Source organism: Nonomuraea sp. 3-1Str, assembly GCF_031570565.1.
In the GTDB taxonomy this organism is placed as follows: domain Bacteria; phylum Actinomycetota; class Actinomycetes; order Streptosporangiales; family Streptosporangiaceae; genus Nonomuraea.
Genome location: NZ_JALHBK010000001.1, coordinates 498800 through 521034 on the forward strand (window position 1 = coordinate 498800; position 22235 = coordinate 521034).

Below are 22235 nucleotides of genomic sequence, written 5' to 3' on the forward strand. Positions count from 1 at the left end.
CACCGACCGGCACGGCGGCGCTCTTCCGCGCCCGCCGGAGGAGCGGTGGGGGGCTCCGCGGTCGCCGTAACAGCGGTCTCTCGGAAGGTGAGGGGGTCGCGCATCATGCCTCCAGGTGGCTCGGTGCCGGGGCGATCCGGCGTTGCGGACCAAGCGTCGCGGGAAGGGGTGGGTGGCCGATCCGCCGAATGGCGTTCTGTGGATATCGCGGGGTGGGCGGGGTTCCCTGTGGATGCGGGCCGATCGCGGGCGTAGAGATCCGAACGATCCGCGGAGGTGGAGGCCGGGCGGGATGACGCTTGGGCGGGAGCCGTGGATGCAGGTCGTCTGTCGCGGATCGTGCGGCGACGGGCTGGGTCGGTGGCGACCTGGCGGCAGGCGCAGATGGTGCTGCTGTCGGCTCAGACCTGCTGGTGGCCCGACTTGCGAGGGGTGGTGAGCGTCGTCACCCAGGGGCCGCGTTCGCGATGGTCGCCTCGATCATCCTGCTCGGCACCCAGAGCCTGGTCGCCTACATCGGTTGCCGATGCGGGGCCGAAAAGCGATCGAGCAGCCCGATCTCGCCATGTCGGCGGTAGCGATCCATCCACTTCGCCGGGGTGGCGGGAGATCCCATCCCTGCTGCGACGTGGGCGATGGGACGGGTGCGACATCTCTCGACTGGCCGACGTCGTCCTTCGGGATGAGCGTTGCGATGCGTCATGCCGACCGGACATCTTCGGCCGGCGCGGCAACCGCGGGATCAGGCATGTGTGTTCCCTTGGGCAGCAAGAGCGGAGTCGCAAGCAGGAGAACGCCGGAGATGGTGATCGCGGTGAGCGGGCTGGTGAGCGTCGCGAGGAAGCCCCAGATCGCCATGAGGGCGGCCTGAGCGAGTTTGCTGCTGATGCTCCATGCGCTGAGAACTTGCGCGGTGTGATCGGTGGGAGTGCGTTGCAGGCGTTCTGTCGCGTAGATGGGGTTGAAGACACCCATACAGGTGATCAGCAGGCCCTCGACGACGATGACCGTGAGGAGTCCGGGGATGCCCGGCTGGGTGAAGGCGAGGCCGAGCGGGAAGACAGACCGCAGCCAGCCGGAGACGATCATGACTCGGTACCGGCCGTGGCGGGCGACGAGGCGCGCGGAGAGGCGGGCGCCGACGAAGCCGCCGATCGCGGGGACCCCGAAGGCGAGACCGTACTGCCAGGCCAGGAAGTGGTACTGGCCCAGCAGGAGGACGGACAGGAGCGGGACGGTGGCCATGATCAGACCGCCGACGGTCACGGAGTTGAGGAACAGACGTCGCAGTACGCGGTCGTGGAGGATGAACCGCCAGCCGTTGAGAAGGTCGGCTCCCCGCAATCTGGTGGCCGGGTCGCGAGGTGCCGCGACGTCGCCTCCACGGATGCGGAGCACTCCGAGCGCGGACAGCAGGTAGCTGAGGGCGTCCGCCGCGACCGTGATCATCGGGCCGAGCAGTCCGATGAGCGCCCCACCGAGAGGCGGTCCTGCCGCGGTCGCCACCCACGCCGTGCCCTCGAATCTGCCGTTCGCGACGAGGAGATGGTCGCTGCGGACGAGGTGTTTCAGGTAGGCGCCGGAGGCGGCGGTGAAGGCGATGCTCGCCGTTCCGGCGATGACCGACACCACAAGCAGTTGGCCGTAGGACAGTAAGCCGAGGAGGTATGTGATCGGGACGCTCGCCATGGCGAGGAAGCGGGCCAGGTCCATCGCGATCATCACCGGGCGCTTGGCCCGATGCTCGACCCACGGCCCGAGCGGGACGGCAACGATCGCCGCGACCACAAGTCCGGCGGCATCGAGGAGCGAGACGGCGAATGCCGACGAATGCAGGACCCGAACCGCGATGAGCGAGAACGCCCCGAAAGCGATCCACGTGCCGTATGTGCTGACGGCGTAGGCCGACCACAGCCACCCGAAGCTGGGCACCAATCTCACGCGCACGTGACTCCTTAGCGACAACCGATGTTTGGCTGCCTGAATCACACCAGCCGCACTGCACCAGGATCAAACAACCGATTCGCGGCGAGCCACAACTGTTAGTTGGGCGTACATATGCTGATGCGATGGATACGGAAGCGGTGCGATCCTTCGTCCGGGCGGCCGAGCTCGGACAGTTTCAACATGCGGCCGACGAGCTGGGCGTGACACAGCAGGCGGTCTCGAAGCGGATCGCCGCTCTTGAGCGCGAGCTGGAGGTCCGCCTGTTCACCCGTACCGCCCGAGGGGTCGAACTGACGCTCGACGGCCAGGCGTTCCTCCCGCACGCACGGAGCATCGTCGCGGGTGTCGAGCGCGCCATCACCGCGATCAGGCCGAACTCACGGGCTCTGCGGATCGACGTCCTCGGGTTTCGGAGCGGACAGGCCATCGTCCTCCACGACTACTGGCGGTCGCATCCCGAAACCGACCTCGACGTGGTGACCTTGAAAGCCAGCGACCCGCACGTGGCGGTTGCCGCTATCCGAGCGGGCGATATCGACGCCTCGTTCCGCACCGTCACCGACCCGGCCACGCTGCCAAGCGACGTCGAAATGATCCATGTACTGGACTTCCCTCTGGAGCTCCTCGTGGGCCCGGGACATCCGCTTGCCTCCGCGCGAACGCTGACACCTACCCGGCTGCGCCGGCATCGGATCTGGGTGCCAGGTATCGCACCACGGAGCGAATGGGCGGAGTTCTACGACCAGCTCGCCACTGCCTTCGACCTCCGCATCGACGGGGCAGGCCCGAACTTCGGCGTCGAAGCACTCCTCGACACCCTCGCGGAATCCGCGGACGTGGCCACCCTGGTCGGCTCGCGCGACCGCCTCGTCTGGCCGACGAGCTACGACCTACGCCGCATCCCTGTTGTGAACCCAACGATCGCCTACCCGCAATCGCTCATCTTCCCCAGGACGAATCCACACCCTGGGCTTCGGGCGATCATCGACTACTTCCGAAGCCTGGCGACCCTGCCCGAGACGGCCTGGCTGCCCTCTTGGGCAACGTCGCGCCGCAACAACGCCGCCCCCTTGGGCAACGCCGCGCCGTAACAACGCCGCGCCGTAACGACGGGGACGTTGCGCACCACCCGACGTTGAGAGTCGTCTTCAACGGTGCGCTGCCGGCATGACGAAGCGTGGGGCCAACGGGCCGATTGGTTGCGGGAGGTCGTGGAAAGGCGGGAGTGCCGGGCGGTGTGGTGGTTCAGGGCAGCACGATCGTCGATGCCAGGCCGGCTATCACGGGGATGATGCCGAGCAGGACGAACGCTGGCAGGAAGCACAGGCCGAGTGGTGCCACCGCCTTGACACCGACGCTTCGGGCCGCCGCGACCGACGTTGCCCGGGCGGCCTCGCGGGCGTCGTCCGCCACGCGCATGAGGACGTCCGCGACCGGGGCGCCGCTCTGCGCGGCACGGCTCATGGCGCGCGCCAGCTGGCCCGTGGACGGGTCCCTGGCGAGGTGGGCCCACGTCGGCTCCGGATCGGCGCCGAGGCGGAGCTGGCTGCTGACCCAGGAGAGGCGTTGGCCGAGAGGGCCCGCGACCGCGTTCGCGGCGATCTCGGTCGCTGCGCCGACAGGCCGGCCCGCGCTGAGGCAGGCGGCCATCAGGTCGGCGGTGAACGGCAGGTCGGCGATGATCCGCTCACGAACGCGCCGGGTCGCCGGGTCCTGCCTTCTCTGCAGCGCGAAGGCCACCATGGGCATGGTGAGCAGGCCCGCTACGACCCCTGGGACGCCGCCGATCATGAGGATGGCGAGGCCGCCCGCTGCTGCTGAGGTGATCACGGTGCGCCGGTCGAGAGGGCGAGCTGTCGGTCGGGCCGGAGCCAGCCAGGCTGGGAGGGACTCCTCATGGTGGCCTGATCTGTGGTGCGCGTTTGTTTGCGAGGACGAGGGCGAGGGCGCCGGCGTCCTGTCCGTCAGTGAACCGTCTGCATTCAGGGGCCTGGGTGCTCCGGCTGTATCTGGCGGTGTCGATACTGCGGTCGTGGAGGTGCCGGGCCCGGGGCGCAGCCTGGCCAGCCGCTCAGCAGGGGTGGTCGGTGACATGCACAGCCACGTGGAGAGGCCGGCACAGAGTGCCGAGAGGAGGGCGAGCATTGGCTGGTCCGATTCGTTGGTCCGCTGTCGGTTCGGGGATGGCGGGCCTTGAGTGGGTGGGTGGTGGCGTGTTCTGCGGGCCGGTGGAGTGGATGGCTGCCGCCGCCGGGACGATCCGGGAGACGTGCATGGATCGGAGGCGAGTGGCGCCGGGCGTCACACTGGTACGGACCGGCCTTCACGAAGCCTGGGCTCGCAGGGCCATGCGGTGGGTCCACCACAGGCCGCAGGCGTCAAGGGCGATGCCGGCCATGAGGCACGCGAGGCCGGGGAGGCTGCCGAACAGGAAGTCCAGCGGATGCATGTCCAGGGTGGCGGCCATGAGGAGGCCGAGGGCCGGGAGGGCGGCGAGCATCCTGGCCGTCGTGCGTGGGCCGGCGAGCTGGGCGGCGACGTCCTGCCGGTGGACCTGGGCTGCGCGTAACGTGCCTCCGACCCGCTCCACCAGCGCGGCGAGGCCTGCTCCTGCCGTCACGCTGACCTCCCAGCAGGCGGCCAGGCGGCGCAGTCCCTCACCTCCTTGAGCCGGTGCGACCGCCGCAAGGGCGCTCGACACGTCCCCGCCGTCACGGGCCGCCGCCGCGACTGGCCGCATGGCGTCCGCGTCGGGGAAGTCCACGGCTTCGAGGGCTCTCGTCAGCGCCTCGCCCGGGGTGCGACCGGCCGTGAGTTCAGCCGTCAGGGACTGGCACAGCTCGATCGTGGCCCGGCGCCAGGCGTCGGCTCGGCGGGCCGGGCTGGGGCGCGCCGCCAGCCGTCGTAGGGACTGCCACGGGAACGACCGCTCGGGCGAGGTCATGCGGCGCAGTCGTGCCACCGCGATGTCGGGGCCTGTCCACAGCCAGAGGGCGAGGGTTGTGAACACCGCGGCCGTGAACGCCGTCATCGCCTTCTCCTGCCTGCTGCTCGTCGCATGCCGCGGAGTCACTCCGTTGTTCTGTCGTCCGGTGTGGGGTGATCACTGCTGCTGCTTGAGGTCGACGCTCGGTCATGACGGTGTTCTCGCTGCGAGGGCGTCGTAGCCGGGGCCGAAGTGGGAGCGGCCGTGTGCGTCGAAGCTCAGAGCCGGGACCGCTTCCACCAAGCCCGCCGGAGTGCGGGACAGGAGGCAGATCTCCGCCACGCGGCGGCGGCCGTCCGTGCGTCCGCGCGTCAGATGCACCACCACGTCGAGCGCGGCGGCGAGCTGGCTGTGAACGGCCTCCCGGGTGAGTCCGGCGGCGCAGCCGAGCGCCTCCAGGCGTGGGGGCACGTCCGCCGCGGTGTTGGCGTGCAACGTGCCGCAGCCGCCCTCGTGGCCCGTGTTGAGCGCTGCCAGCAGGTCGACCATCTCCGCGCCTCGTACCTCGCCCACGACGACCCTGTCCGGGCGCATGCGCAGCGCTTGCCGTACGAGATCGCGCAGTCCCACGCCTCCCGCTCCCTCCAGGTTGGCGGGACGCGACTCCAGGCGGACGACATGAGGGTGCAGGGGGCGCAGCTCGGCCGAGTCCTCCACGAGGAGCAGGCGCTCACGGGGGTCGGCCAGCGACAGCAGGGCCGAGAGCAGGGTGGTCTTGCCCGTACCCGTCCCGCCCGTCACCAGGAACGCCAGCCTGCCCGACACCATCGACGTCAGCACCGGGACCGCCGCGGGCGGTATGGTCCGCGCGTCCACGAGGTCCACCAGCGTGAACGTGCGTTTGGGTGGGAGGCGCAGCGAGAGGCAGGTGCCGCCCGGAGCCACCGGGGGCAGGACGGCGTGCAGGCGGACGCCCCCGGCGAGTCGGGCGTCCACGTACGGCGAGGCGTCGTCGAGTCGTCTGCCCGCAGCGGCGGCCAGCCGCTGCGCCAGCCGTCGCACCGCGCTGTCGTCGGTGAAGGCGACCGAGGTGCGGCGCAGCCCTTGGCCCGCGTCGATCCACACCTCTCGTGGGCCGTTGACCAGGACGTCGGTGACATCGGGCTCGGCCAGCAGCGGCTCCAGCGGGCCCGCGCCGATGAGGTCGGCGCAGAGAGCGCGGGCCACCGCCAGGATCTCGGCGTCGCCGTACACGGACTTCTCCGCCCGGAGAGCCACGGCGACCTGCGCGGCGCTGGGTTCGACGCCTGTGCGCGCCAGGCGCACCCGTACGGCTTCGACCAGTTCGGGGGACACGGTGGGGTTGGTGGTGGTCATCTTCTCTCCCTGGGGTTGCCGTCGTGTATGCGTGCCGCACCGTCGGACGGCCGCGCCGCCATACGTGTGTGCCGTCGTACCTACGGGCGTGCCGTCGTACGCACGGGCGTGCCGTCGTACGTACGTGTATGCCGTCGTGGATGCGTGCGCGCCGTCGGACGCCCGCGCCGCCGTGGGTGCTGTCTTTGTGCCTGTTCTGGCCTGGCGTGAGGGGCTTGCCGGCCATGCCGGTCGTCGTGCCAGCCGTCCGGCTCAGGTGGGGAGGAGGTCGCGGAGGAGGGAGGCGCACGCGGCGCCCAGGGGGGTGCGGGGGCCGAGCTTCGGGAGCTCGCCGTGGTTGAGGGTGGTGGTCAGGCGGGGGTGGTCGGGGAGTCGGCCGGCCACGGGGATGTGGAGTGAGGTGGTGATGACCTCCTCGTCCAGGACGCCCGGGCGGACGACGGCGCGGACGTCCGCGGTGTGGTGGGTGATTTCCGCGAGCACCTGGGCGGCGGCCAGGACGCCGCGCACGTCCGCGGTGACCACCAGGAACGTGGTGCTCGCCCTGACCAGGGCCTCGGCGGCGGCGGGGTCGACGTGGCGGGGCAGGTCCACGACGACGAGGTCGAAGCCTCGATGGCCGGCTTCGAGGACCGAGCGCATCGCCTGCGCGGGGATGGGCTGCACCTCGCGACGCGGGAACGAGAGCACACTGAGCTCTCCGAACGCCGGTAGGGCCGTCTGGAGTGCCGTCGAGCTGACCCGGCCTTCACGGGCGACCAGGTCCCCCCAACGGGCGCCTCCCGACTCCTCGTGGCCGAGCAGGGCGTCTATGCCGCCGCCCAGCGGGTCGGCGTCGATCAGGAGCGTGCGCAACCGCTCCTGGGAGGCCTTGAGCGCCAGGCAGGAGGACAGGACACTCGCACCGGCGCCTCCCCGGCCGCCGATCACGCACAGCACGACGCCGGCGCGCGGCTCCGGCTCCATGGCGTCGGCGAACTCCTCCATCAGCCGGCGCTCCCCCGACGGCAGCGCCACGAGAGCCTGAGCGCCCACCGCGACGCACTTGCGCCAGTTGTCCGGGTCGTCAGGCTCTCGGACGACCAGCAGGACGCGATCCCTGGCGGGGGGCGCGGCGGCGGCCACCGAGTCGGCCACGTCGTCTCCGACAGCCACCAGCGAGGCGAGATTCCACAACGGCCTGGCATGGGTGGGGGTGTGGGCGACGTCCAGTTGTGCGCCGGCTGCGGCTGCTATGCGGACGAGGTCGTCGAGGAGGTCGTGGTCCTCGGTGATGACCAGCGGGCGGTGCATCTGGGCCTCCCTGGGCTCGGGAGGTCCACCTTGCCGACGTGAGTGGGTGCCGGGTCGGAGCGAACGGCATTCTGTGGATGAGGGTGGGTTGCTGGGTGGTGCCTGTGGACAACTTTCGCCGTAGCCGCCGATCGGCAGAGGCGGAGCAAGGTGATCAGGTGTCCCGGGGCGCTCCGTGAGCGGGCAGCCGGACGGTTGAGGCGGGCCGCCGGTGGAGGGCGACGAGGGGAGACGAGAGAAAAGGGGCGACCCCCGCCGGGGGGGAGAGCGGGGGTCGCCTGATCGGTCCGGCTCCGGGGGGGTAGAGCCGGTCCCGTTTCAGAAGAAAGCTTTCATCACATGACCGGAGCATGGCAAGGGAGTCGCAAAGCAATCCCGTGCGCAGTCACTCCAGTTTCTGGGATACCACCGTATGCTGCCCGATCAACTCGAGTTACGTCGAGGAGCAAACTCGCATTTTCGCCAAGTTTTTTCCGCCAAGCATAACGATCACATAAAGGACGTCACCCTAAGTGATGGTCACCGGCCGGCAATCGAACGGTGTGCGCCCCTCCATGGAGGGGTCTTCCCCGACTCGGCAAAGGTCTTGTTCCAAGGGGTTCCCATCAGGGCGGATCCGACGTACAAAGGTGACACGGACCACTTGTCCGGGTGCGTCAGCAGGGCACCCACGCGCGACCAGCCGCGGGAGGCGCGTCGAGACGGGCTTGACCCGTCCGACGAACAGAGATGCGCGCTTGGTAACCCTGTGTGACGCACCGGCAGACGGCGTCTCATATCGGGACGCCGTCCGCTATGTGCGCAGTGACACCGGTCGCGCTCAGCCGCGCTGGAGCGCCTCGCAGATGGCGGTCGCTTCCCGCACCCCCAGGGTCACCGCGGAGGCACACTGCCGTACCCACTCCGCCACACCCTCGCCCGTGCCCGTCAGGTAGGCGCGCAGCCCGTCCGTGTACGGGAGCTCCAGGTGCCCCACCTCGACGGCCGCCAGCGACTTCGGGTCCAGCCCGTACTCCACCAGCGTGAGGCGTTCGGCCGCTCGGGCCACCACGCCGTCCGCGACACCGAACGGCCGCAGGACCGCGAGCTCGGCGTGCACCACGGCGGCCAGCACGAGCGCGGGCGCCTTCGTCGGCGTCCCCAGCAGCTCGAACAGGGCCTCCATCCGCGCGCCGGTCTCCTTGGCGCCCGGCGCGGGGCCCAGGCCGAGGGGGTCGGGGACCTCCGCTTCCTGATCCGGGGACTCCGTGCGCGGACGGCCGAGGTGCGCAGGGTCGGCCAGGCCGGCGGCGGCCGCCGTGTGGAGCCGGGCCAGGACCTGCCGCGGAGCCTTGCGCCAGGTGGGGCCGAGGCGGCCCATCTCGGCCGACGCGCGCAGCGCCCCCTGGACGACCGGGTCGTGCACCTCGTCGCGCCGGAGCGCGTCGAGCGGAACGTCCACGCCCTCGATGGCCGCCGACGCCCGCGCGCCGCGCAGCGACGACTCCGCGGAGACCGCCGGGCCGGCGCGGCGCAGGACACGGTGCCGGTACAGCAGGTCGACGGCCCGCCGAGCCTCCTCCACCGCCTCGGGGACGCCGGGGAGCCGCGCGATGACGGCCAGTGGGTCACTCACGGAACCCGACCTTACCCGTGAGTACTACTGGTCCGACCGGCCATCCGACCTGTTTCGAGGAGCCAGGGGAACGGCAGCGCGGAGTGATCGCCGGACCGGCGCGGCCCGGTCGGCGCACGGCATGGCGCCGGACCGCACGACCCCGCCCCGGGGCCCATAAAGCCCTGCCCGACACCGCCATTTGGCCCGTTCCAGCTTTGCTCCCTTTCGATGCGGCACCATTTCAATAGCTTTTGTCCGGCCAATCTGGATAAAAGGCCGGCCCGTCGGGCCATGAGGTACAGACCTGTCTAGACCTCTTGTGTGCGCCCCCTATGAGCTGGTGAAGTGGGACACGACCTAACAACCTGGCCATAGAAGGAGCACGAGGTGGCCCCGGAGACCCCTGGCACCGAGCCGCAGGCGCTGTCGAACCTCCTGCAGGAGAATCGCCGGTTCGCGCCCCCAGCCGAGCTCGCGGCCGCCGCGAACGTGACCGAGGCGGCCTACGGCGAGGCCGCCGCCGACCGTCTTGCCTTCTGGGAGGGTGCCGCCGGCAGGCTGGCCTGGGCCAAGCGCTGGGACACCGCACTGGAGTGGAACCCGCCTTTCGCCAAGTGGTTCATCGGCGGTGAGCTGAACGTCGCCTACAACTGCGTGGACCGTCACGTCGAGGAGGGCCGCGGCGACCAGGTCGCCTACTACTGGGAGGGCGAGCCCGAGGGCGACACCCGGGTCCTGACCTACGCCGACCTCCAGCGGGAGGTCTCCAAGGCGGCCAACGCGCTGCTGGAGCTGGGCGTGGGCAAGGGCGACCGGGTGGCCATCTACATGCCGATGATCCCCGAGCTGCCGATCGCGATGCTCGCGTGCGCGCGGATCGGGGCGATCCACTCGGTGGTGTTCGGCGGCTTCTCCGCCACCGCGCTGAAGAGCCGCATCGACGACGCCGACGCCAAGCTGGTCATCACCTCCGACGGCGGTTACCGCCGTGGCGCGCCCAGCGCGCTGAAGCCGACCGTCGACGAGGCCGTCGCCGAGTGCCCGCAGGTCGAGCACGTTCTGGTGGTACGGCGGACCGGGCAGGACGTCGCCGTCAACGAGCGCGACGTGTGGTGGCACGACGTGGTGGAGCGGCAGAGCGAGCAGCACACGCCGGAGGCGCACGACTCCGAGCACCCGCTCTACATCCTCTACACCAGCGGCACGACCGGGCGGCCGAAGGGCATCCTGCACACCACGGGCGGATACCTGACGCAGACGGCCTGGACGCACCACGCGGTGTTCGACCTCAAGCCCGAGAGCGACATCTACTGGTGCACCGCCGACATCGGCTGGGTGACCGGCCACTCCTACATCGTGTACGGCCCGCTGGCCAACGGCGCCACGAGCGTGATCTACGAGGGCACCCCCGACACCCCGCACCGCGGCCGGTTCTGGGAGATCGTCCAGAAGTACAAGGTCACGCTGCTCTACACCGCGCCGACGGCCATCCGGACGTTCATGAAGTGGGGGGACGACATCCCCGCCAAGTTCGACATGTCCAGCCTGCGCATCCTCGGCTCCGTCGGTGAGCCGATCAACCCCGAGGCGTACGTCTGGTACCGCGAGCACATCGGCCACGAGCGTTGCCCCGTGGTCGACACCTGGTGGCAGACCGAGACGGGCGCCATCATGATCAGCCCGCTGCCCGGCGTGACCCACGGCAAGCCGGGAGCCGCCATGCGCCCGCTGCCGGGCATCGTCGCGGACGTGGTCGACGACCAGGGCAACAGCGTCCCGAACGGCGGCGGCGGGTTCCTCGTCGTCCGTGAGCCGTGGCCGGCGATGCTGCGCACGATCTGGGGCGACGACCAGCGCTACATCGACACGTACTGGAGCCGGTTCGAGGGCATGTACTTCCCCGGCGACGGCGCGAAGAAGGACGAGGACGGCGACCTGTGGCTGCTCGGCCGCGTCGACGACGTCATGCTCGTCTCCGGCCACAACATCTCCACCACCGAGGTGGAGAGCGCGCTGGTCAGTCACCCGAAGGTGGCCGAGGCCGCGGTGGTGGGCGCGACCGACCCGGTGACGGGGCAGGCCATCGTGTCGTTCGTGATCCTGCGGGGCGGGGCCGAGGAGGGCGACGACATCGCCGCCGACCTGCGCGCCCACGTGGCGAAGACGCTCGGCCCGATCGCGAAGCCGCGTCAGATCCTGGTCGTGCCGGAGCTGCCGAAGACCCGCTCCGGCAAGATCATGCGGCGGCTGCTGCGTGACGTGGCCGAGAACCGCAGCATCGGCGACGTCACCACCCTGGCCGACAGCACGGTGATGAACCTCATCTCCGAGAAGCTGCCCAGCGCCAAGGCCGAGGACTAGCCCAAGAGGCCGCAACGGCCGCAAACATCCCGAAGGGCCGCTGATCCCGAAATTTCGTGCGATCGGCGGCCCTCGCCGTGCCCCGGCCGGCCCCGGGAAGAGCCCCGCCCGCCCGCGGGAACGAGCCCGGCCAGCCCCCGGGAAGAGCCCCGCCCAAGCCCCTCCCCGCCCGCGGCGTTATCTTCTCCGATTGGGTAAGAACCGTCACCAGCGGGTTCACCCGGCCGGCGGCACCGGCCGGGCGGCGCCACCGCCGGGCAGACAAAGGTATGCAAGCGGCGCTTCCCGTACGGACCCGCATGCGGCACGTATGGGTACGCAACCGGCGCAAAGCGCTGGATGATGTTTGACACGGCCACCAGGCCTCGATAGGAGACGTTCATGCCGCAGACTCCCGAGGAAGAATCCCTGGGCTCGCTGGTCGCCCAGGCGAGCAATCACATCTCGACCCTGGTCCGATCCGAGATCGAGCTGGCCAAGGCCGAGTTCAGGTTCGACGCCAAGCGGGTGGGCACGGCCGGTGGGCTGTTCGCCGCCGCCGCGTTCATGGCGCACCTGTGCCTGATCCTCGCCTCGTTCACGATCGCGTACGCGCTGTCCCACTGGCTGCCCGACTGGCTGTCCTTCCTCATCGTGACCGTCTTCTACCTGCTGGTCGCGGCATTGCTGGTCTTCATCGGCATCCGCCGGCTCAAGGGACTGGCCGGGATGAAGCGCACCGCCCGCTCGATCAAGGGCCTCAAGGAGATCGCCTCGCCGGAGGAGGAGGCGATGACGCCGGCGGTCGCGACGGGGCCGTCGGCGGGCCAGGTGGGGCTGCACCGGGAGCCGGTGAGCCGCGATGGCACCTGACGAGTCAGCCGTCCACATCGACGGTCCCTGGAAGCACCGGCAGGTCCACGCGGGCGGCACGCGCTTCCACGTCGTGGAGGCGGGCGAGGGGCCTCTGGTCCTGTTGCTGCACGGGTTCCCGCAGTTCTGGTGGACGTGGCGGCACCAGCTCCGGTCGCTGCCGGCGGCCGGCTACCGGGCGGTCGCGGTGGACCTGCGCGGCTACGGCGGCAGCGACAAGCCGCCGCGCGGCTACGACCTGCCGACGCTGGCGGCCGACGCGACAGGCCTGATCCGGGCGCTGGGCGAGACGGGCGCGATCGTGGTCGGCCACGACTGGGGCGGGCTGCTCGCGTGGACGATGGCCGTGCTCGACGCCAAGTGCGTGCGCCGCCTGGTGACCGTCTCCGCCCCCCATCCCGTACGGCTGCGCGGCGCCCTGCTCACCGACCCGCTCGGCCAGCTCCGGGCGAGCAGCCAGCGCCTCGGCTTCCAGCTGCCGTTCCTGCCGGAGCACCGGCTGACCCGCAACGGCAGGGCCATGGTCGGGCGGCTGCTCGACGAGTGGTCCCGGCCGGGCTGGCCCGACGCCGAGACGGCCCGCGTCTACCGCGAGGCGTTCGGCATCCCGACCGTCGCCCACTGCGCGCTGGAGTATCACCGGTGGTTCGGCCGCTCCCAGCTGCGCCCCGACGGGCGGCGCTACGCCCGGGTGATGCGCACCGAGATCGAGGCGCCCACCCTGCAGATCCACGGCGCGCTCGACACGTGCCTCCTCCCGCGCACCGCCCAGGGATCGAGCCGCTACGTGGCCGCCCCCTACCGGTGGAGGCTGCTCGAAGGCGCCGGCCACTTCCCGCACGAGGAAACCCCCGACCTGTTCGACACCGAGCTGACCGGCTGGCTGTCGGATCCGGAGCCCGACCGATGAGAGATCGCGATCCCGAGGGCAGGCCGCGCAACGCCCGGCCGCGCGACGCCTACGGCAGGCCGCTGCCGCACGGCTCGTCCGGCGGCATGCCGCGCGTGCCCGACGACTACGCCCCCACGACCGAGCAGGCGCTGGCCGACGGCCGCCGCTTCCTGCGCGAGGGCCTGCCGTTCAACGCCCACGAGGTGTTCGAGGGCCGCTGGAAGTGCGCCCCCGAGGAGGAGCGGGAGCTGTGGCAGGGGCTGGCGCAGATCTGCGTGGGCCTGACGCACCTCCAGCGCGGCAACGGCCGCGGCGCCCTGACCCTGTTCGAGCGGGGCGCGGCCCGGGTGCAGTCGTACGGCGAGCCGTACGACGCGGTGGGCCGCGGAGCCTCCGCCCTGAGCCCTGACAGCGACCCCGAGCAGGCGATCAGGCTCATCCTGGGCGAGCTGCCCGCGGCGCACTGACGCCTCAGTCGCACTCCTGGGTGCCGGCGGGCGAGGTGTCGTTGCGGCCCTGGTCGGCGTCGGGCCGGACCTCGCCGGCGGTCAGCACGTAGCCGGTGTCCTCCTGGCTGACCGCGGCGGCGAAGATCACGCCGTACACCTTGCCGTCGACCGTGAGCAGCGGCCCGCCCGAGTTGCCCGGCAGCACCTTGCCGCGGATCGCGTAGACCTGCCGGTTGACGTTGCTGGCACGGTAGATGTCGGGCCCCTCGGCTTCGAGGCGGCTGCGGATGCGGGCCGGCTCGGCGGTGAAGCCCTGCCCCTTGGGGAATCCGGCGATGATGGCGTTGTCGCCCTTGTCGGCCTCGCCCTCGAAGGTGAGCTGCGGCAGGCCGAGGCCGGGCACGTACAGGATGGCGATGTCGCGCTTCGGGTTGTAGCGCACCACGGTCGCGTCGTGGCGCTGGTTGGCGGAGTCGATGACGGTCAGGTCCCGCGTCACGCCGGCCACGACGTGCGCGTTGGTCATGATCCGGTCCCTGGCGTAGACGAAGCCGGTGCCCTCGATGTGCTTGTTGCAGCTCTCGGCGTTGCCCTGCACCTTGACGATGGCCCGCTGCGCCCGGCCGAGCCCGGCGCCCTTGAGGATGCTGCGCGGCGCGGGCGGCACGTCGATGATCTGGCCGGCGCCGATCGCGTCGAAGACGGGCGGGAACTCCGAGCGGTCGATGAACTTCTTGAACGGCTGCTGCCAGTTGCGCGCGGCCTGCGGGATGGCCTCGTCCACGGTGCTCAGCAGCATCGACTGCTTGACCTGCTCGACCAGCAGCGAGAACGACGTGGAGACGACCAGCGACCCGATCAGCCAGGCGATCACCAGCACCGACAGGGCGCTGGCGAACGTGCCGCCGACCGCGTCGGCCACCTTGGCGGGCTCCCAGGTGACGTGGCTGCGCACGACGGCGCCGATCGTGGAGGAGGCGAACTGGCCGATCGTCGCGGACAGGAACACGATCACGATCGCGAGCAGCGCCTGCGGGGTGTCGCCGTCGACCACGGCCTTGGAGACGGGAGGCGCGATGAACACCCCGAGCACGGCCCCGCCGATGAACCCCACGAAGCTCATGACGCCGATGATGAACCCCTGCCGGTAACCCGACACGCCAAAGGCGATCACAAGGCCGATCAGGATGAGGTCGAGCAGATCACCGCGCACGCTTCAAAGGTAACCAGCGACAGGGTCAAGTGTGCACGTCTTGCCGGAGCGCAGCGTCCCGTCCTGACTACCTTGAGCGCTATGCCGCCGCTGGACGGGACCGTCCGCAGCCTGGTCGAGACGGCTCTCCGTGACGCCGATCCCGACGGGCCGCTGCGCTGGCACGTGATCTCCGAGCTGTGGCAGCGGAGCGACCTGGAGTCGTTCGTCGAGGCCAGGCGGCTGTGCGAGTCCGGCACGCTGAAGGAGCGCCTGCTGGGCGTCGACGTCATGGGCATGCTGCGGCCGTTCGTGGACCGGGCCCTGCCGGTGCTGCGCCGCCTGGCGGCCGGCGAGGACGACCCGATGCTGCTCTACTCGGTGCTCATCGCCTTCGGCCACCTCGCCGACCCGCGCTCGCTGCCGTCGGTGATCGACCTCGCCGCTCACCCCGACGCCAGGGTGCGGTACGGCGCGGCGTACGCGCTCCAGCACGTCCTGGGGGAGCCGCCGGAGCAGGCGGGGCTGGACGCGCTGCGGATGCTCGCGGCGGACGGCGACGCCGACGTGGCGGCCTGGGCCGAGCTGGGCCTGGCCCTCGCGAGAGGCGACGAGCCGTAACCACCCGGACGAACCCAGACGAGTCAGCCGCGCGCGAGGACGTCCGGGGGCATGGGCTCCACCCGGTCGCGGTCCCACGGCCGCTCCAGCCCGGCCTCGCGCAGCACCACGTCCAGCACCATCGCGGTGAACCCCCACACCAGCATCCCGCGCACCCGGAACGCCGGCCCGGCGAACCCGCTCGGATGCCGCAGCGTGAACCGGTTGTCCGCGTCGACCAGCTCGGCGATCGGCACCCGCTCCACGGAGTCCACCTCGTCGGGCGAGGCCGCGTGGACGGCCGAGGGCTCGTGCCACCAGCCGACGACGGGGGTGACGCGGTTGTCGCTGCGCCACACGTACAGCTCGGGCATGGAGCACAGCACGGTGACGCCGGCGGGTTCGAGGCCGGTCTCCTCGGCGGCCTCGCGCAGGGCCGCCCGGACCGGCCCGCCGTCGTCGGGGTCGACGCCGCCGCCGGGGAAGGCGGGCTGGCCCGCGTGCCTGCGGCCACGCGTGCTGCGCTGGATGAGCAGCACGTCGGGGCCGAGCGGGCCCTCGCCGAAGAGCAGCAGCACCGCGGCACGACGACCGCCCCGCTCGGGCGGGCGCAGCCCTTCGGGCACGGGAATCCGTACGGCCTGCGCGGCCAGTCTGTCGAGCCAGTCGGGGACCACGATCACGCCATCTCCAACACGCCGGCCGCCGCGGGGCTTCCCGGCGGGGGAGCCGGTCACGAGAAGGGGCCGGGGCGGACGAGTTTGGCGGCCTGTCCGGCGTCGGTCGGGCCGGTGCCGTACGACGGGCAGAGCGTGGCGAGCGGGCACACGCCGCAGGCGGGCCGGCGGGCATGGCAGATGCGGCGCCCGTGCCAGATCAGCCGGTGGGAGAACACCGTCCACTCCCGCTTGGGGATCAACTCCCCCACGAAGTGCTCGATCTTGACCGGGTCGGTCTCGTCGGTCCACCCGAAGCGGCGCACGAGCCGCTGGAAGTGGGTGTCCACGGTCAGCCCGGGGACCCCGAACGCGTTGCCGAGCACCACGTTGGCGGTCTTGCGGCCGACGCCGGGCAGCGTGACGAGGTCCTTGAGCTTGCCGGGCACCTCGCCGCCGTAACGCTCGGACACGGTGCGGGCCATGCCGATGATGCTGTTGGTCTTGGCCCGGAAGAACCCGGTCGAGCGGATGATCTCCTCCATCTCGGACGGGTCCGCTGCGGCGTAGTCCTCCACAGTGGGATACTTCGCAAAGAGGATGGGAGTCACCATGTTGACCCGTTTGTCCGTGCACTGAGCGGACAGGATCGTCGCTACCAGCAACTCGAGCGGGGTACCGAAGTCGAGCTCGCAGTGTGCGTCGGGATAGGTTTCCGCAAGGACGCGATTCATCCTGCGGGCGCGACGGACAAGGGCGAGCCTTGACTCTTGGGGCATTCCCCTAGCCTATGTGCGGCGCCTTCAGTGGGGTGCGTCACAATGGCAGCAGAGGAGGCAGAGTGAACACCGAAGATGTGCTGGGCAAGGCCCCCCTGTTCGCCGCGCTCGACCGCGAGAGCGCAGCGGCGCTGCGGACGAGCATCACCGAAGTCCAGCTGTCGAAGGGACAGACGCTCTTCCACGAGGGCGAGACGGGTGACCGGCTCTACGTCGTGCTCGAAGGCAAGATCAAGCTCTCGCGTCAGTCCCCGGACGGCCGCGAGAACCTGCTGAGCGTGCTCGGCCCCAGCGAGATGTTCGGGGAGCTGTCGCTGTTCGACCCCCGCCCGCGTACGGCCAGCGCCACCGCCCTGACCGACGTGCGGCTGGCCGGGCTCGGCCACGACGACCTGCGGCCCTGGCTGACCGGCCGGCCGGAGGTGGCGCTCCACCTGCTGCGCGCCCTGGCCCAGCGGCTGCGCCGTACCAACGACGTGCTGGCCGACCTGGTGTTCACCGATGTGCCCGGCCGGGTGGCCAAGCAGCTGCTCGACCTCGCCGAGCGGTTCGGCACCAAGGCCGAGGACGGCCTGCGCGTCCACCACGACCTCACCCAGGAGGAGCTGGCCCAGCTCGTCGGCGCCTCCCGCGAGACCGTCAACAAGGCCCTGGCCGACTTCGCGCAGCGCGGCTGGCTGCGCATCGAGGCCAAGGCCGTGGTCATCCTCGACATGGACCGGCTCTACAACCGCTCCAGGTAGTCGAGCTGGGCCCGTACCGACATCTCGGCGGCGGGCCAGAGCGACCGGTCCACGTCCGCGTACACGATCGCGACGATGTCGCGCGGCGTGCGCGCGCCCTGCGCCATCGCCGCCCTGATCTGGTCGAGCCGCTGCCGCCGGTGCGCGAGGTAGCCGTCGAGCGCCGCGATCGGGTCGGGCAGCACCGGGCCGTGGCCGGGCAGCAGCGCTTGTGCCTCCAGGCTCTCGGCGGCCGCCCTGAGCCGGTCGAGGCTGCGCAGGTAGTCGGCCAGGCCGCCGTCCTGGGCGATGACGGTGGTGCCCCTCCCGAGCACGGTGTCGCCGGTCAGCATCGCCCGGTCGGCCGGCAGCCAGAAGCAGAGCGAGTCGAACGAGTGCCCCGGCGTGCCGTACACGTGGAGCTCCACGCCCCCCGCGCTCACCACGTCGCCGTCGGCCAGCCCCTCGCCGCCCAGCCGGTGCCGCGGGTCCAGGGCCCGTACGGGGGCGCCCACCATGGCGCTGAAGCTCCTGGCGCCGCCGCTGTGGTCGACGTGGCCGTGGGTGAGCAGGATCTCGCTGACCCGGCGCTCCCCCAGGCTCTCCCGGACCCGGCTCAGGTGCCCTTCGTCATCCGGGCCCGGGTCCACGACGATCACCTCGTCGGGGCCGCCGACGACCCACGTGTTGGTGCCGTCGAGGGTCATGGCCGACGGGTTGGGCGCGAGCAGGTTCTGGGCGTGCTCGGTGCGGGAGCCGTCGGGCGTGCCGATCGGGATGCGCAGGCCGCTCACGCGACCACCAGCCGCAGCTCGCCGCCGACGTCCACGACCCGCGGCATGATCGTGACGATCTCGCGCGGGGCGGCCAGCACGGCGTCGACGCCGTCGTGGGCGGCCAGCTCGCTCAGCGTGCGGTACGTGGGCGGCATGAGGAAGATCGCCCCGCTGCGGGCCAGGTCGAGGGCCTCGTCCGGGCGCCGCCACGTGGCGTGGTCCGCCTCGCCGCCCACGTCGCGGGCGCGCTGCCCCTCGGGGAGCACGGCGACGAAGAACCGGGTGTCGAAGCGCCGCGGCTCGATCTCCGGGGTGATCCAGTGCGCCCACGGCTTGAGCAGGTCGGACCGGAGCACCAGGCCGCGCCGGGCCAGGAAATCGGCGAAGGCCAGACTCCGGTCCACGAGCGCGAGCTGGTCGGCCTCCCAGTCGTCGCCGGTGGTGTCGGCGACCACGGAGCCCTCGTCCGGCCCGGCCAGCAGCACCCCGCACTCCTCGAACGTCTCCCGTACGGCCGCGCACACCAGCCCCCGCGCGACCGCCTCGTCCGCCCCGAGCAGCCGCCCCCACTCCGCGGTGGACGGCCCGGCCCAGGCGACGGCCTGGTCGGTGTCGCGCGGGTCGACGGTGCCGCCGGGGAAGACGTGCGCGCCCGCCGCGAAGGCCATCGTGGACTTCCGCCGCAGCAGGTAGACCTCGGTGCCCTCCCGCACCTCGCGCAGGACGACCACGGTGGCGGAGTCGCGCGCCGGCGCGGGGGCGACGCGACCCGACAGAACATCCCTGGCACGGGCGGCGAGGTCGCTCGGAAGCGGAAGACCAGTCACATGACCTCCTTCAGAACATCACTCGGTCATCGTGACATATCCGTATTCGGGAGGTCTGTGGCGATCCACCGGTGTCAGGAGACCTCGGCGATCAGCTCCACCTCGACCGGCGCGTCCAGCGGCAGCGACGCCACACCCACAGCGCTGCGCGCGTGCCTGCCCGCGTCGCCGAGCACCTCGGCCAGCAGCTCGCTCGCGCCGTTGGCCACCTGCGGCTGCTCGGTGAACCCCGGGTCACTGGCCACGAACACGACCGCCTTCACGACGCGGACGACCGACGCCAGCTCGCCCACCTCCGACTTCAGCGCGGCCAGCGCGTTGAGCGCGCAGATGCGGGCCATCTCCCGGCCCTCGTCCACGGTCAGCTCCGCACCCAGCTTGCCGGTGCGCGCCAGCTTGCCCTCGACCATGGGCACCTGACCCGAGGTGTAGACGAGGTCACCGGTGCGCACGGCCGGCACGTACGCGGCCAGCGGCGGCACCACCTCGGGCAACGTCAGCCCGAGATCGACGATCTTCTGCTCCGGGGTCACTGCTTCTCCCTCTTGAAGTAGGCGACGAGCTGCTCCGGCGAGGCACCCTGCACGATCTGGACCAGCTCCCAGCCGTCGGCGCCGAAGTTGTCCAGGATCATCTTGGTGTTGTGGATCAGCACCGGCGCGGTGAGGTACTCCCATTTCTTCATGGGGGTCAGCGTAGGCGCTGAGAACCGCAGCTTGTGGTGCACCGCTGAACGCGGCGCACCGCAGTGTGAGCAATCTCAAACGGTGGTCGTGGGCTGGCCGCAAGTGACCGTTCGGTAGCCTCGAATCGTGGAGTCTCGGGACACCGATTGGGACGGCGTGCGGCTGCACGTCGTCACCGGCAAGGGCGGCACCGGCAAGACCACGGTCGCCGCGGCCCTCGCTCTCGCCCTCGCCTCCGGTGGCCGTAAGGTGCTGCTGGTCGAGGTCGAGGGCCGTCAGGGCATCGCGCAGATCTTCGATCTGCCGCCCCTGCCGTACGAGGAGCGCAAGATCGCCGTCGCCCCCTCGGGGGGCGACGTCTACGCGCTGTCCGTCGACCCCGAGGAGGCCATGCTCGAATACATGGAGATGTTCTACGGGATGCGCCGGGCCGGCCGGGCGCTGACCAAGATGGGCGTCGTCGACTTCGCCACCACCGTCGCCCCCGGCTTCCGCGACGTGCTCGTCACGGGCAAGACCACCGAGGCCGTGCGCAGGCGCGGGAAGAACGGCAAGCGGGTGTACGACGCGGTCGTGCTGGACGCCCCGCCGACGGGCCGCATCACCCGCTTCCTGAACGTCACCCAGGAGGTGGCGGGCCTGGCCAAGGTCGGGCCGATCAAGAACCACTCCGACCTGGTCAGCGGTGTCGTGAAGTCCCCGGAGACGGCGGTCCACTTCGTCACCCTGCTGGAGGAGATGCCCGTGCAGGAGACGCTCGACGGCGTCGCCGAGCTGCGGGAGGCCGGCCTGCCCGCCGGGGGCGTCTTCATCAACATGGTGCAGGAGTCCCAGCTCCCCCGGACCGCCCTTGACAAGGCTGTCAAGGGCAGGTTCGACGTCGCCGAGCTGACGCTGGGCCTCAAGGCGGCCGGGCTGGCCGACGGGACCGACGCCGCGTCCGTGGCCGAGGCCCTGGCCGACGAGGTCGTCGAGTACGCCCGCCGCGCCGCGCTCGAACACGACGAGCGCGCGTCACTGGCCGAGGTGGCGCTGCCGAGCTACGACCTGCCGCTGCTCGCCGACGGCGTCGACCTGGCCGGCCTGTACGAGCTGGCCGAGAGCATCCGCACCCAGGGAGCAGCGTGAAGGACGTGAAGAGGGGCCCGGCGAAGCCCGCCCCCCTCGACATCGACGCGATCATCGACGATCCCGGCACCCGGATCATCGTCTGCTGCGGCGCGGGCGGCGTGGGCAAGACCACCACGGCCGCCGCCCTGGGGCTGCGCGCCGCCGAGCGCGGCCGGTGCGCGGTCGTGCTCACGGTCGACCCGGCCAGGCGGCTCGCCCAGTCGATGGGGCTCACCGAGCTGGACAACACGCCCCGGCTGGTCAGCTCGCCCGAGGGCGGCGGTCAGCTCTACGCCATGATGCTCGACATGAAGCGGACGTTCGACGAGATCATCGAGGCGCACGCCGACCCGGAGCGCGCCCGGCAGATCCTGTCCAACCCCTTCTACCAGTCGCTGTCGTCCAGCTTCTCCGGCACGCAGGAGTACATGGCGATGGAGAAGCTCGGCCAGCTCCGCCGTTCCGACGAGTGGGACCTGATCATCGTGGACACGCCGCCGTCCCGCTCCGCGCTCGACTTCCTGGACGCGCCCGAACGGCTCGGCAGGTTCCTCGACGGCAGGTTCATCCGGCTGCTGACCGCCCCGGCCAAGGCCGGCGGCCGCAGCGCGTTCAAGCTGCTCAACGCCGGGTTCGGGCTGGTGGCCGGGGCCATGACCAAGCTGCTCGGCGCGCAGGTGCTCAAGGACCTGCAGACGTTCGTCTCGGCGCTCGACGCCGTCTTCGGCGGCTTCCGGCAGCGCGCCGAGCTGACGTACAAGCTGCTGCAGGCGCCCGGCACCGCGTTCCTGGTGGTGGCGACGCCCGAGCGCGACGCGATGCGCGAGGCGTCGTACTTCGTGGAGCGGCTCGCCGAGGAGCGCATGCCCCTCGCCGGCCTGGTGGTGAACCGGGTCCACGACACGCCCGAGAACGGCCTGTCCGCGGCCCGCAGCGCCGCCGCGGCCGAGGACCTGGAGTCGCGTGGCGAGCACGAGCTGACCGCCGCCGTACTGCGGCTGCACACCGGCAGGATGCAACTCGTGGCCCGCGAGCACCGGGAGCGGGAGCACTTCGTCTCCGCGCATCCCACGGTGCCGGTCGTCCAGGTCCGCGCCATGTCCGAGGACGTCCACGATCTCACGGGTCTGCGCCAGATCGGAGAGCTCCTGGCGAGCGCATGAGTACGGCCGGCGTGGTACGCCGGCCGTACT

General features: G+C 71.2%; 22 protein-coding genes and 1 pseudogene. 9 read left to right on the forward strand and 14 right to left on the reverse strand.

Features of this window, described 5'->3' with window-relative positions; genetic code table 11:
- Positions 1-517: 517 nt before the first annotated feature.
- Together MTP10_RS02690 and MTP10_RS02695 are read right to left on the reverse strand one after the other, a co-directional pair.
- A pseudogene (locus MTP10_RS02690) lies at positions 518-703 on the reverse strand (leucine zipper domain-containing protein); the annotation flags it as partial.
- Positions 700-1932 carry an MFS transporter gene (locus MTP10_RS02695; protein ID WP_310707321.1) on the reverse strand — a complete coding sequence of 411 codons (1233 nt, stop codon included), beginning with the start codon at positions 1930-1932 and terminating at the stop codon, positions 700-702. The pseudogene MTP10_RS02690 and the gene MTP10_RS02695, both read right to left, overlap by 4 nt.
- A 137-nt stretch (positions 1933-2069) precedes the next feature.
- On the opposite strand from MTP10_RS02695, the gene MTP10_RS02700 reads away from it, so the two are divergent.
- Positions 2070-3038 (forward strand): LysR family transcriptional regulator, encoded by a 969-nt coding sequence (locus MTP10_RS02700; protein ID WP_310707322.1) that lies wholly within the window; start codon positions 2070-2072, stop codon positions 3036-3038.
- Positions 3039-3192: 154 nt separating this feature from the next.
- Here MTP10_RS02700 and MTP10_RS02705 read toward each other — a convergent pair whose 3' ends face one another.
- The 5 genes from MTP10_RS02705 to MTP10_RS02725 all read right to left on the reverse strand — a co-directional run bounded on the left by MTP10_RS02705 (position 3193) and on the right by MTP10_RS02725 (position 9158).
- On the reverse strand, positions 3193-3777 hold the full coding sequence (locus MTP10_RS02705; protein ID WP_310707323.1) for a type II secretion system F family protein: 585 nt from the start codon (positions 3775-3777) through the stop codon (positions 3193-3195).
- A 493-nt stretch (positions 3778-4270) separates the two neighbouring features.
- The gene (locus MTP10_RS02710; protein WP_310707324.1) at positions 4271-4978 is read right to left on the reverse strand and encodes a type II secretion system F family protein; all 708 of its coding nucleotides are present in this window, start codon (positions 4976-4978) and stop codon (positions 4271-4273) included.
- A gap of 102 nt (positions 4979-5080) precedes the next feature.
- Positions 5081-6250: a TadA family conjugal transfer-associated ATPase gene (locus MTP10_RS02715; protein WP_310707325.1), complete on the reverse strand. Its 1170-nt coding sequence runs from the start codon at positions 6248-6250 to the stop codon at positions 5081-5083.
- Positions 6251-6502: 252 nt separating this feature from the next.
- Positions 6503-7543, reverse strand: a complete 1041-nt coding sequence (ssd, locus tag MTP10_RS02720) for a septum site-determining protein Ssd (RefSeq protein WP_310707326.1) — start codon at positions 7541-7543, stop codon at positions 6503-6505.
- Positions 7544-8363: 820 nt separating this feature from the next.
- A complete protein-coding gene (locus MTP10_RS02725) occupies positions 8364-9158 on the reverse strand; it encodes an oxidoreductase (protein ID WP_310707327.1) in 795 nt (264 codons plus the stop codon).
- 369 nt (positions 9159-9527) lie between these two features.
- Here MTP10_RS02725 and acs point away from each other — a divergent pair, with 369 nt between their 5' ends.
- The 4 genes from acs (at position 9528) to MTP10_RS02745 (ending at position 13712) form a co-directional block, all read left to right on the forward strand.
- On the forward strand, positions 9528-11501 hold the full coding sequence (acs, locus tag MTP10_RS02730; RefSeq protein WP_310707328.1) for an acetate--CoA ligase: 1974 nt from the start codon (positions 9528-9530) through the stop codon (positions 11499-11501).
- Positions 11502-11882: 381 nt separating this feature from the next.
- Entirely contained in the window at positions 11883-12353 is a 471-nt protein-coding gene (locus MTP10_RS02735; protein ID WP_310707329.1) for a phage holin family protein, read from the forward strand.
- Positions 12343-13263: an alpha/beta hydrolase gene (locus MTP10_RS02740; RefSeq protein WP_310707330.1), complete on the forward strand. Its 921-nt coding sequence runs from the start codon at positions 12343-12345 to the stop codon at positions 13261-13263. The genes MTP10_RS02735 and MTP10_RS02740 overlap by 11 nt, the downstream gene beginning before the upstream one ends.
- Complete coding sequence (locus MTP10_RS02745) at positions 13260-13712, forward strand: DUF309 domain-containing protein (protein WP_310707331.1); 453 nt, start codon at positions 13260-13262, stop codon at positions 13710-13712. The genes MTP10_RS02740 and MTP10_RS02745 overlap by 4 nt, the downstream gene beginning before the upstream one ends.
- Positions 13713-13716: 4 nt before the next feature.
- Here MTP10_RS02745 and MTP10_RS02750 read toward each other — a convergent pair whose 3' ends face one another.
- Positions 13717-14907, reverse strand: a complete 1191-nt coding sequence (locus MTP10_RS02750) for a MarP family serine protease (RefSeq protein WP_310707332.1) — start codon at positions 14905-14907, stop codon at positions 13717-13719.
- Between the two features lie 81 nt (positions 14908-14988).
- On the opposite strand from MTP10_RS02750, the gene MTP10_RS02755 reads away from it, so the two are divergent.
- Positions 14989-15507: a HEAT repeat domain-containing protein gene (locus tag MTP10_RS02755; RefSeq protein ID WP_310707333.1), complete on the forward strand. Its 519-nt coding sequence runs from the start codon at positions 14989-14991 to the stop codon at positions 15505-15507.
- 23 nt (positions 15508-15530) lie between these two features.
- On the opposite strand, the gene MTP10_RS02760 is transcribed toward MTP10_RS02755, so the two are convergent.
- Positions 15531-16169 carry a CoA pyrophosphatase gene (locus MTP10_RS02760; protein ID WP_310707334.1) on the reverse strand — a complete coding sequence of 213 codons (639 nt, stop codon included), beginning with the start codon at positions 16167-16169 and terminating at the stop codon, positions 15531-15533.
- A gap of 50 nt (positions 16170-16219) precedes the next feature.
- The gene (gene nth, locus MTP10_RS02765; RefSeq protein ID WP_310707335.1) at positions 16220-16921 is read right to left on the reverse strand and encodes an endonuclease III; all 702 of its coding nucleotides are present in this window, start codon (positions 16919-16921) and stop codon (positions 16220-16222) included.
- An 11-nt stretch (positions 16922-16932) separates the two neighbouring features.
- Here nth and MTP10_RS02770 point away from each other — a divergent pair, with 11 nt between their 5' ends.
- Entirely contained in the window at positions 16933-17664 is a 732-nt protein-coding gene (locus tag MTP10_RS02770; RefSeq protein ID WP_310707336.1) for a Crp/Fnr family transcriptional regulator, read from the forward strand.
- Here the strand turns inward: MTP10_RS02770 and MTP10_RS02775 are convergent.
- The 4 genes from MTP10_RS02775 to MTP10_RS02790 all read right to left on the reverse strand — a co-directional run bounded on the left by MTP10_RS02775 (position 17646) and on the right by MTP10_RS02790 (position 19931).
- Complete coding sequence (locus MTP10_RS02775) at positions 17646-18437, reverse strand: MBL fold metallo-hydrolase (protein ID WP_310707337.1); 792 nt, start codon at positions 18435-18437, stop codon at positions 17646-17648. The genes MTP10_RS02770 and MTP10_RS02775 overlap by 19 nt on opposite strands.
- Positions 18434-19246 carry an NUDIX hydrolase gene (locus MTP10_RS02780; RefSeq protein ID WP_310707338.1) on the reverse strand — a complete coding sequence of 271 codons (813 nt, stop codon included), beginning with the start codon at positions 19244-19246 and terminating at the stop codon, positions 18434-18436. Before MTP10_RS02780 ends, MTP10_RS02775 begins: the two co-directional genes overlap by 4 nt.
- A 74-nt stretch (positions 19247-19320) precedes the next feature.
- Positions 19321-19779, reverse strand: a complete 459-nt coding sequence (locus tag MTP10_RS02785) for a RidA family protein (protein WP_310707339.1) — start codon at positions 19777-19779, stop codon at positions 19321-19323.
- Positions 19776-19931 carry a DUF4177 domain-containing protein gene (locus tag MTP10_RS02790; RefSeq protein WP_217708645.1) on the reverse strand — a complete coding sequence of 52 codons (156 nt, stop codon included), beginning with the start codon at positions 19929-19931 and terminating at the stop codon, positions 19776-19778. Before MTP10_RS02790 ends, MTP10_RS02785 begins: the two co-directional genes overlap by 4 nt.
- A gap of 127 nt (positions 19932-20058) precedes the next feature.
- On the opposite strand from MTP10_RS02790, the gene MTP10_RS02795 reads away from it, so the two are divergent.
- Entirely contained in the window at positions 20059-21060 is a 1002-nt protein-coding gene (locus MTP10_RS02795; protein ID WP_310707340.1) for an ArsA-related P-loop ATPase, read from the forward strand.
- A complete protein-coding gene (locus MTP10_RS02800; RefSeq protein ID WP_310707341.1) occupies positions 21057-22205 on the forward strand; it encodes an ArsA family ATPase in 1149 nt (382 codons plus the stop codon). Before MTP10_RS02795 ends, MTP10_RS02800 begins: the two co-directional genes overlap by 4 nt.
- Positions 22206-22235: the final 30 nt, after the last annotated feature.

Coding starts and splice junctions, on each gene's coding strand:
- MTP10_RS02770 (WP_310707336.1), top strand. CDS start 16,933: ATGTGCGGCGCCTTCAGTGGGGTGCGTCACAATGGCAGCAGAGGAGGC.
- MTP10_RS02740 (WP_310707330.1), top strand. CDS start 12,343: ATGGCACCTGACGAGTCAGCCGTCCACATCGACGGTCCCTGGAAGCAC.
- MTP10_RS02755 (WP_310707333.1), top strand. CDS start 14,989: ATGCCGCCGCTGGACGGGACCGTCCGCAGCCTGGTCGAGACGGCTCTC.
- MTP10_RS02790 (WP_217708645.1), bottom strand. CDS start 19,931: ATGAAGAAATGGGAGTACCTCACCGCGCCGGTGCTGATCCACAACACC.
- MTP10_RS02745 (WP_310707331.1), top strand. CDS start 13,260: ATGAGAGATCGCGATCCCGAGGGCAGGCCGCGCAACGCCCGGCCGCGC.
- MTP10_RS02710 (WP_310707324.1), bottom strand. CDS start 4,978: ATGACGGCGTTCACGGCCGCGGTGTTCACAACCCTCGCCCTCTGGCTG.
- ssd (WP_310707326.1), bottom strand. CDS start 7,543: ATGCACCGCCCGCTGGTCATCACCGAGGACCACGACCTCCTCGACGAC.
- MTP10_RS02715 (WP_310707325.1), bottom strand. CDS start 6,250: ATGACCACCACCAACCCCACCGTGTCCCCCGAACTGGTCGAAGCCGTA.
- MTP10_RS02735 (WP_310707329.1), top strand. CDS start 11,883: ATGCCGCAGACTCCCGAGGAAGAATCCCTGGGCTCGCTGGTCGCCCAG.
- nth (WP_310707335.1), bottom strand. CDS start 16,921: ATGCCCCAAGAGTCAAGGCTCGCCCTTGTCCGTCGCGCCCGCAGGATG.
- MTP10_RS02700 (WP_310707322.1), top strand. CDS start 2,070: ATGGATACGGAAGCGGTGCGATCCTTCGTCCGGGCGGCCGAGCTCGGA.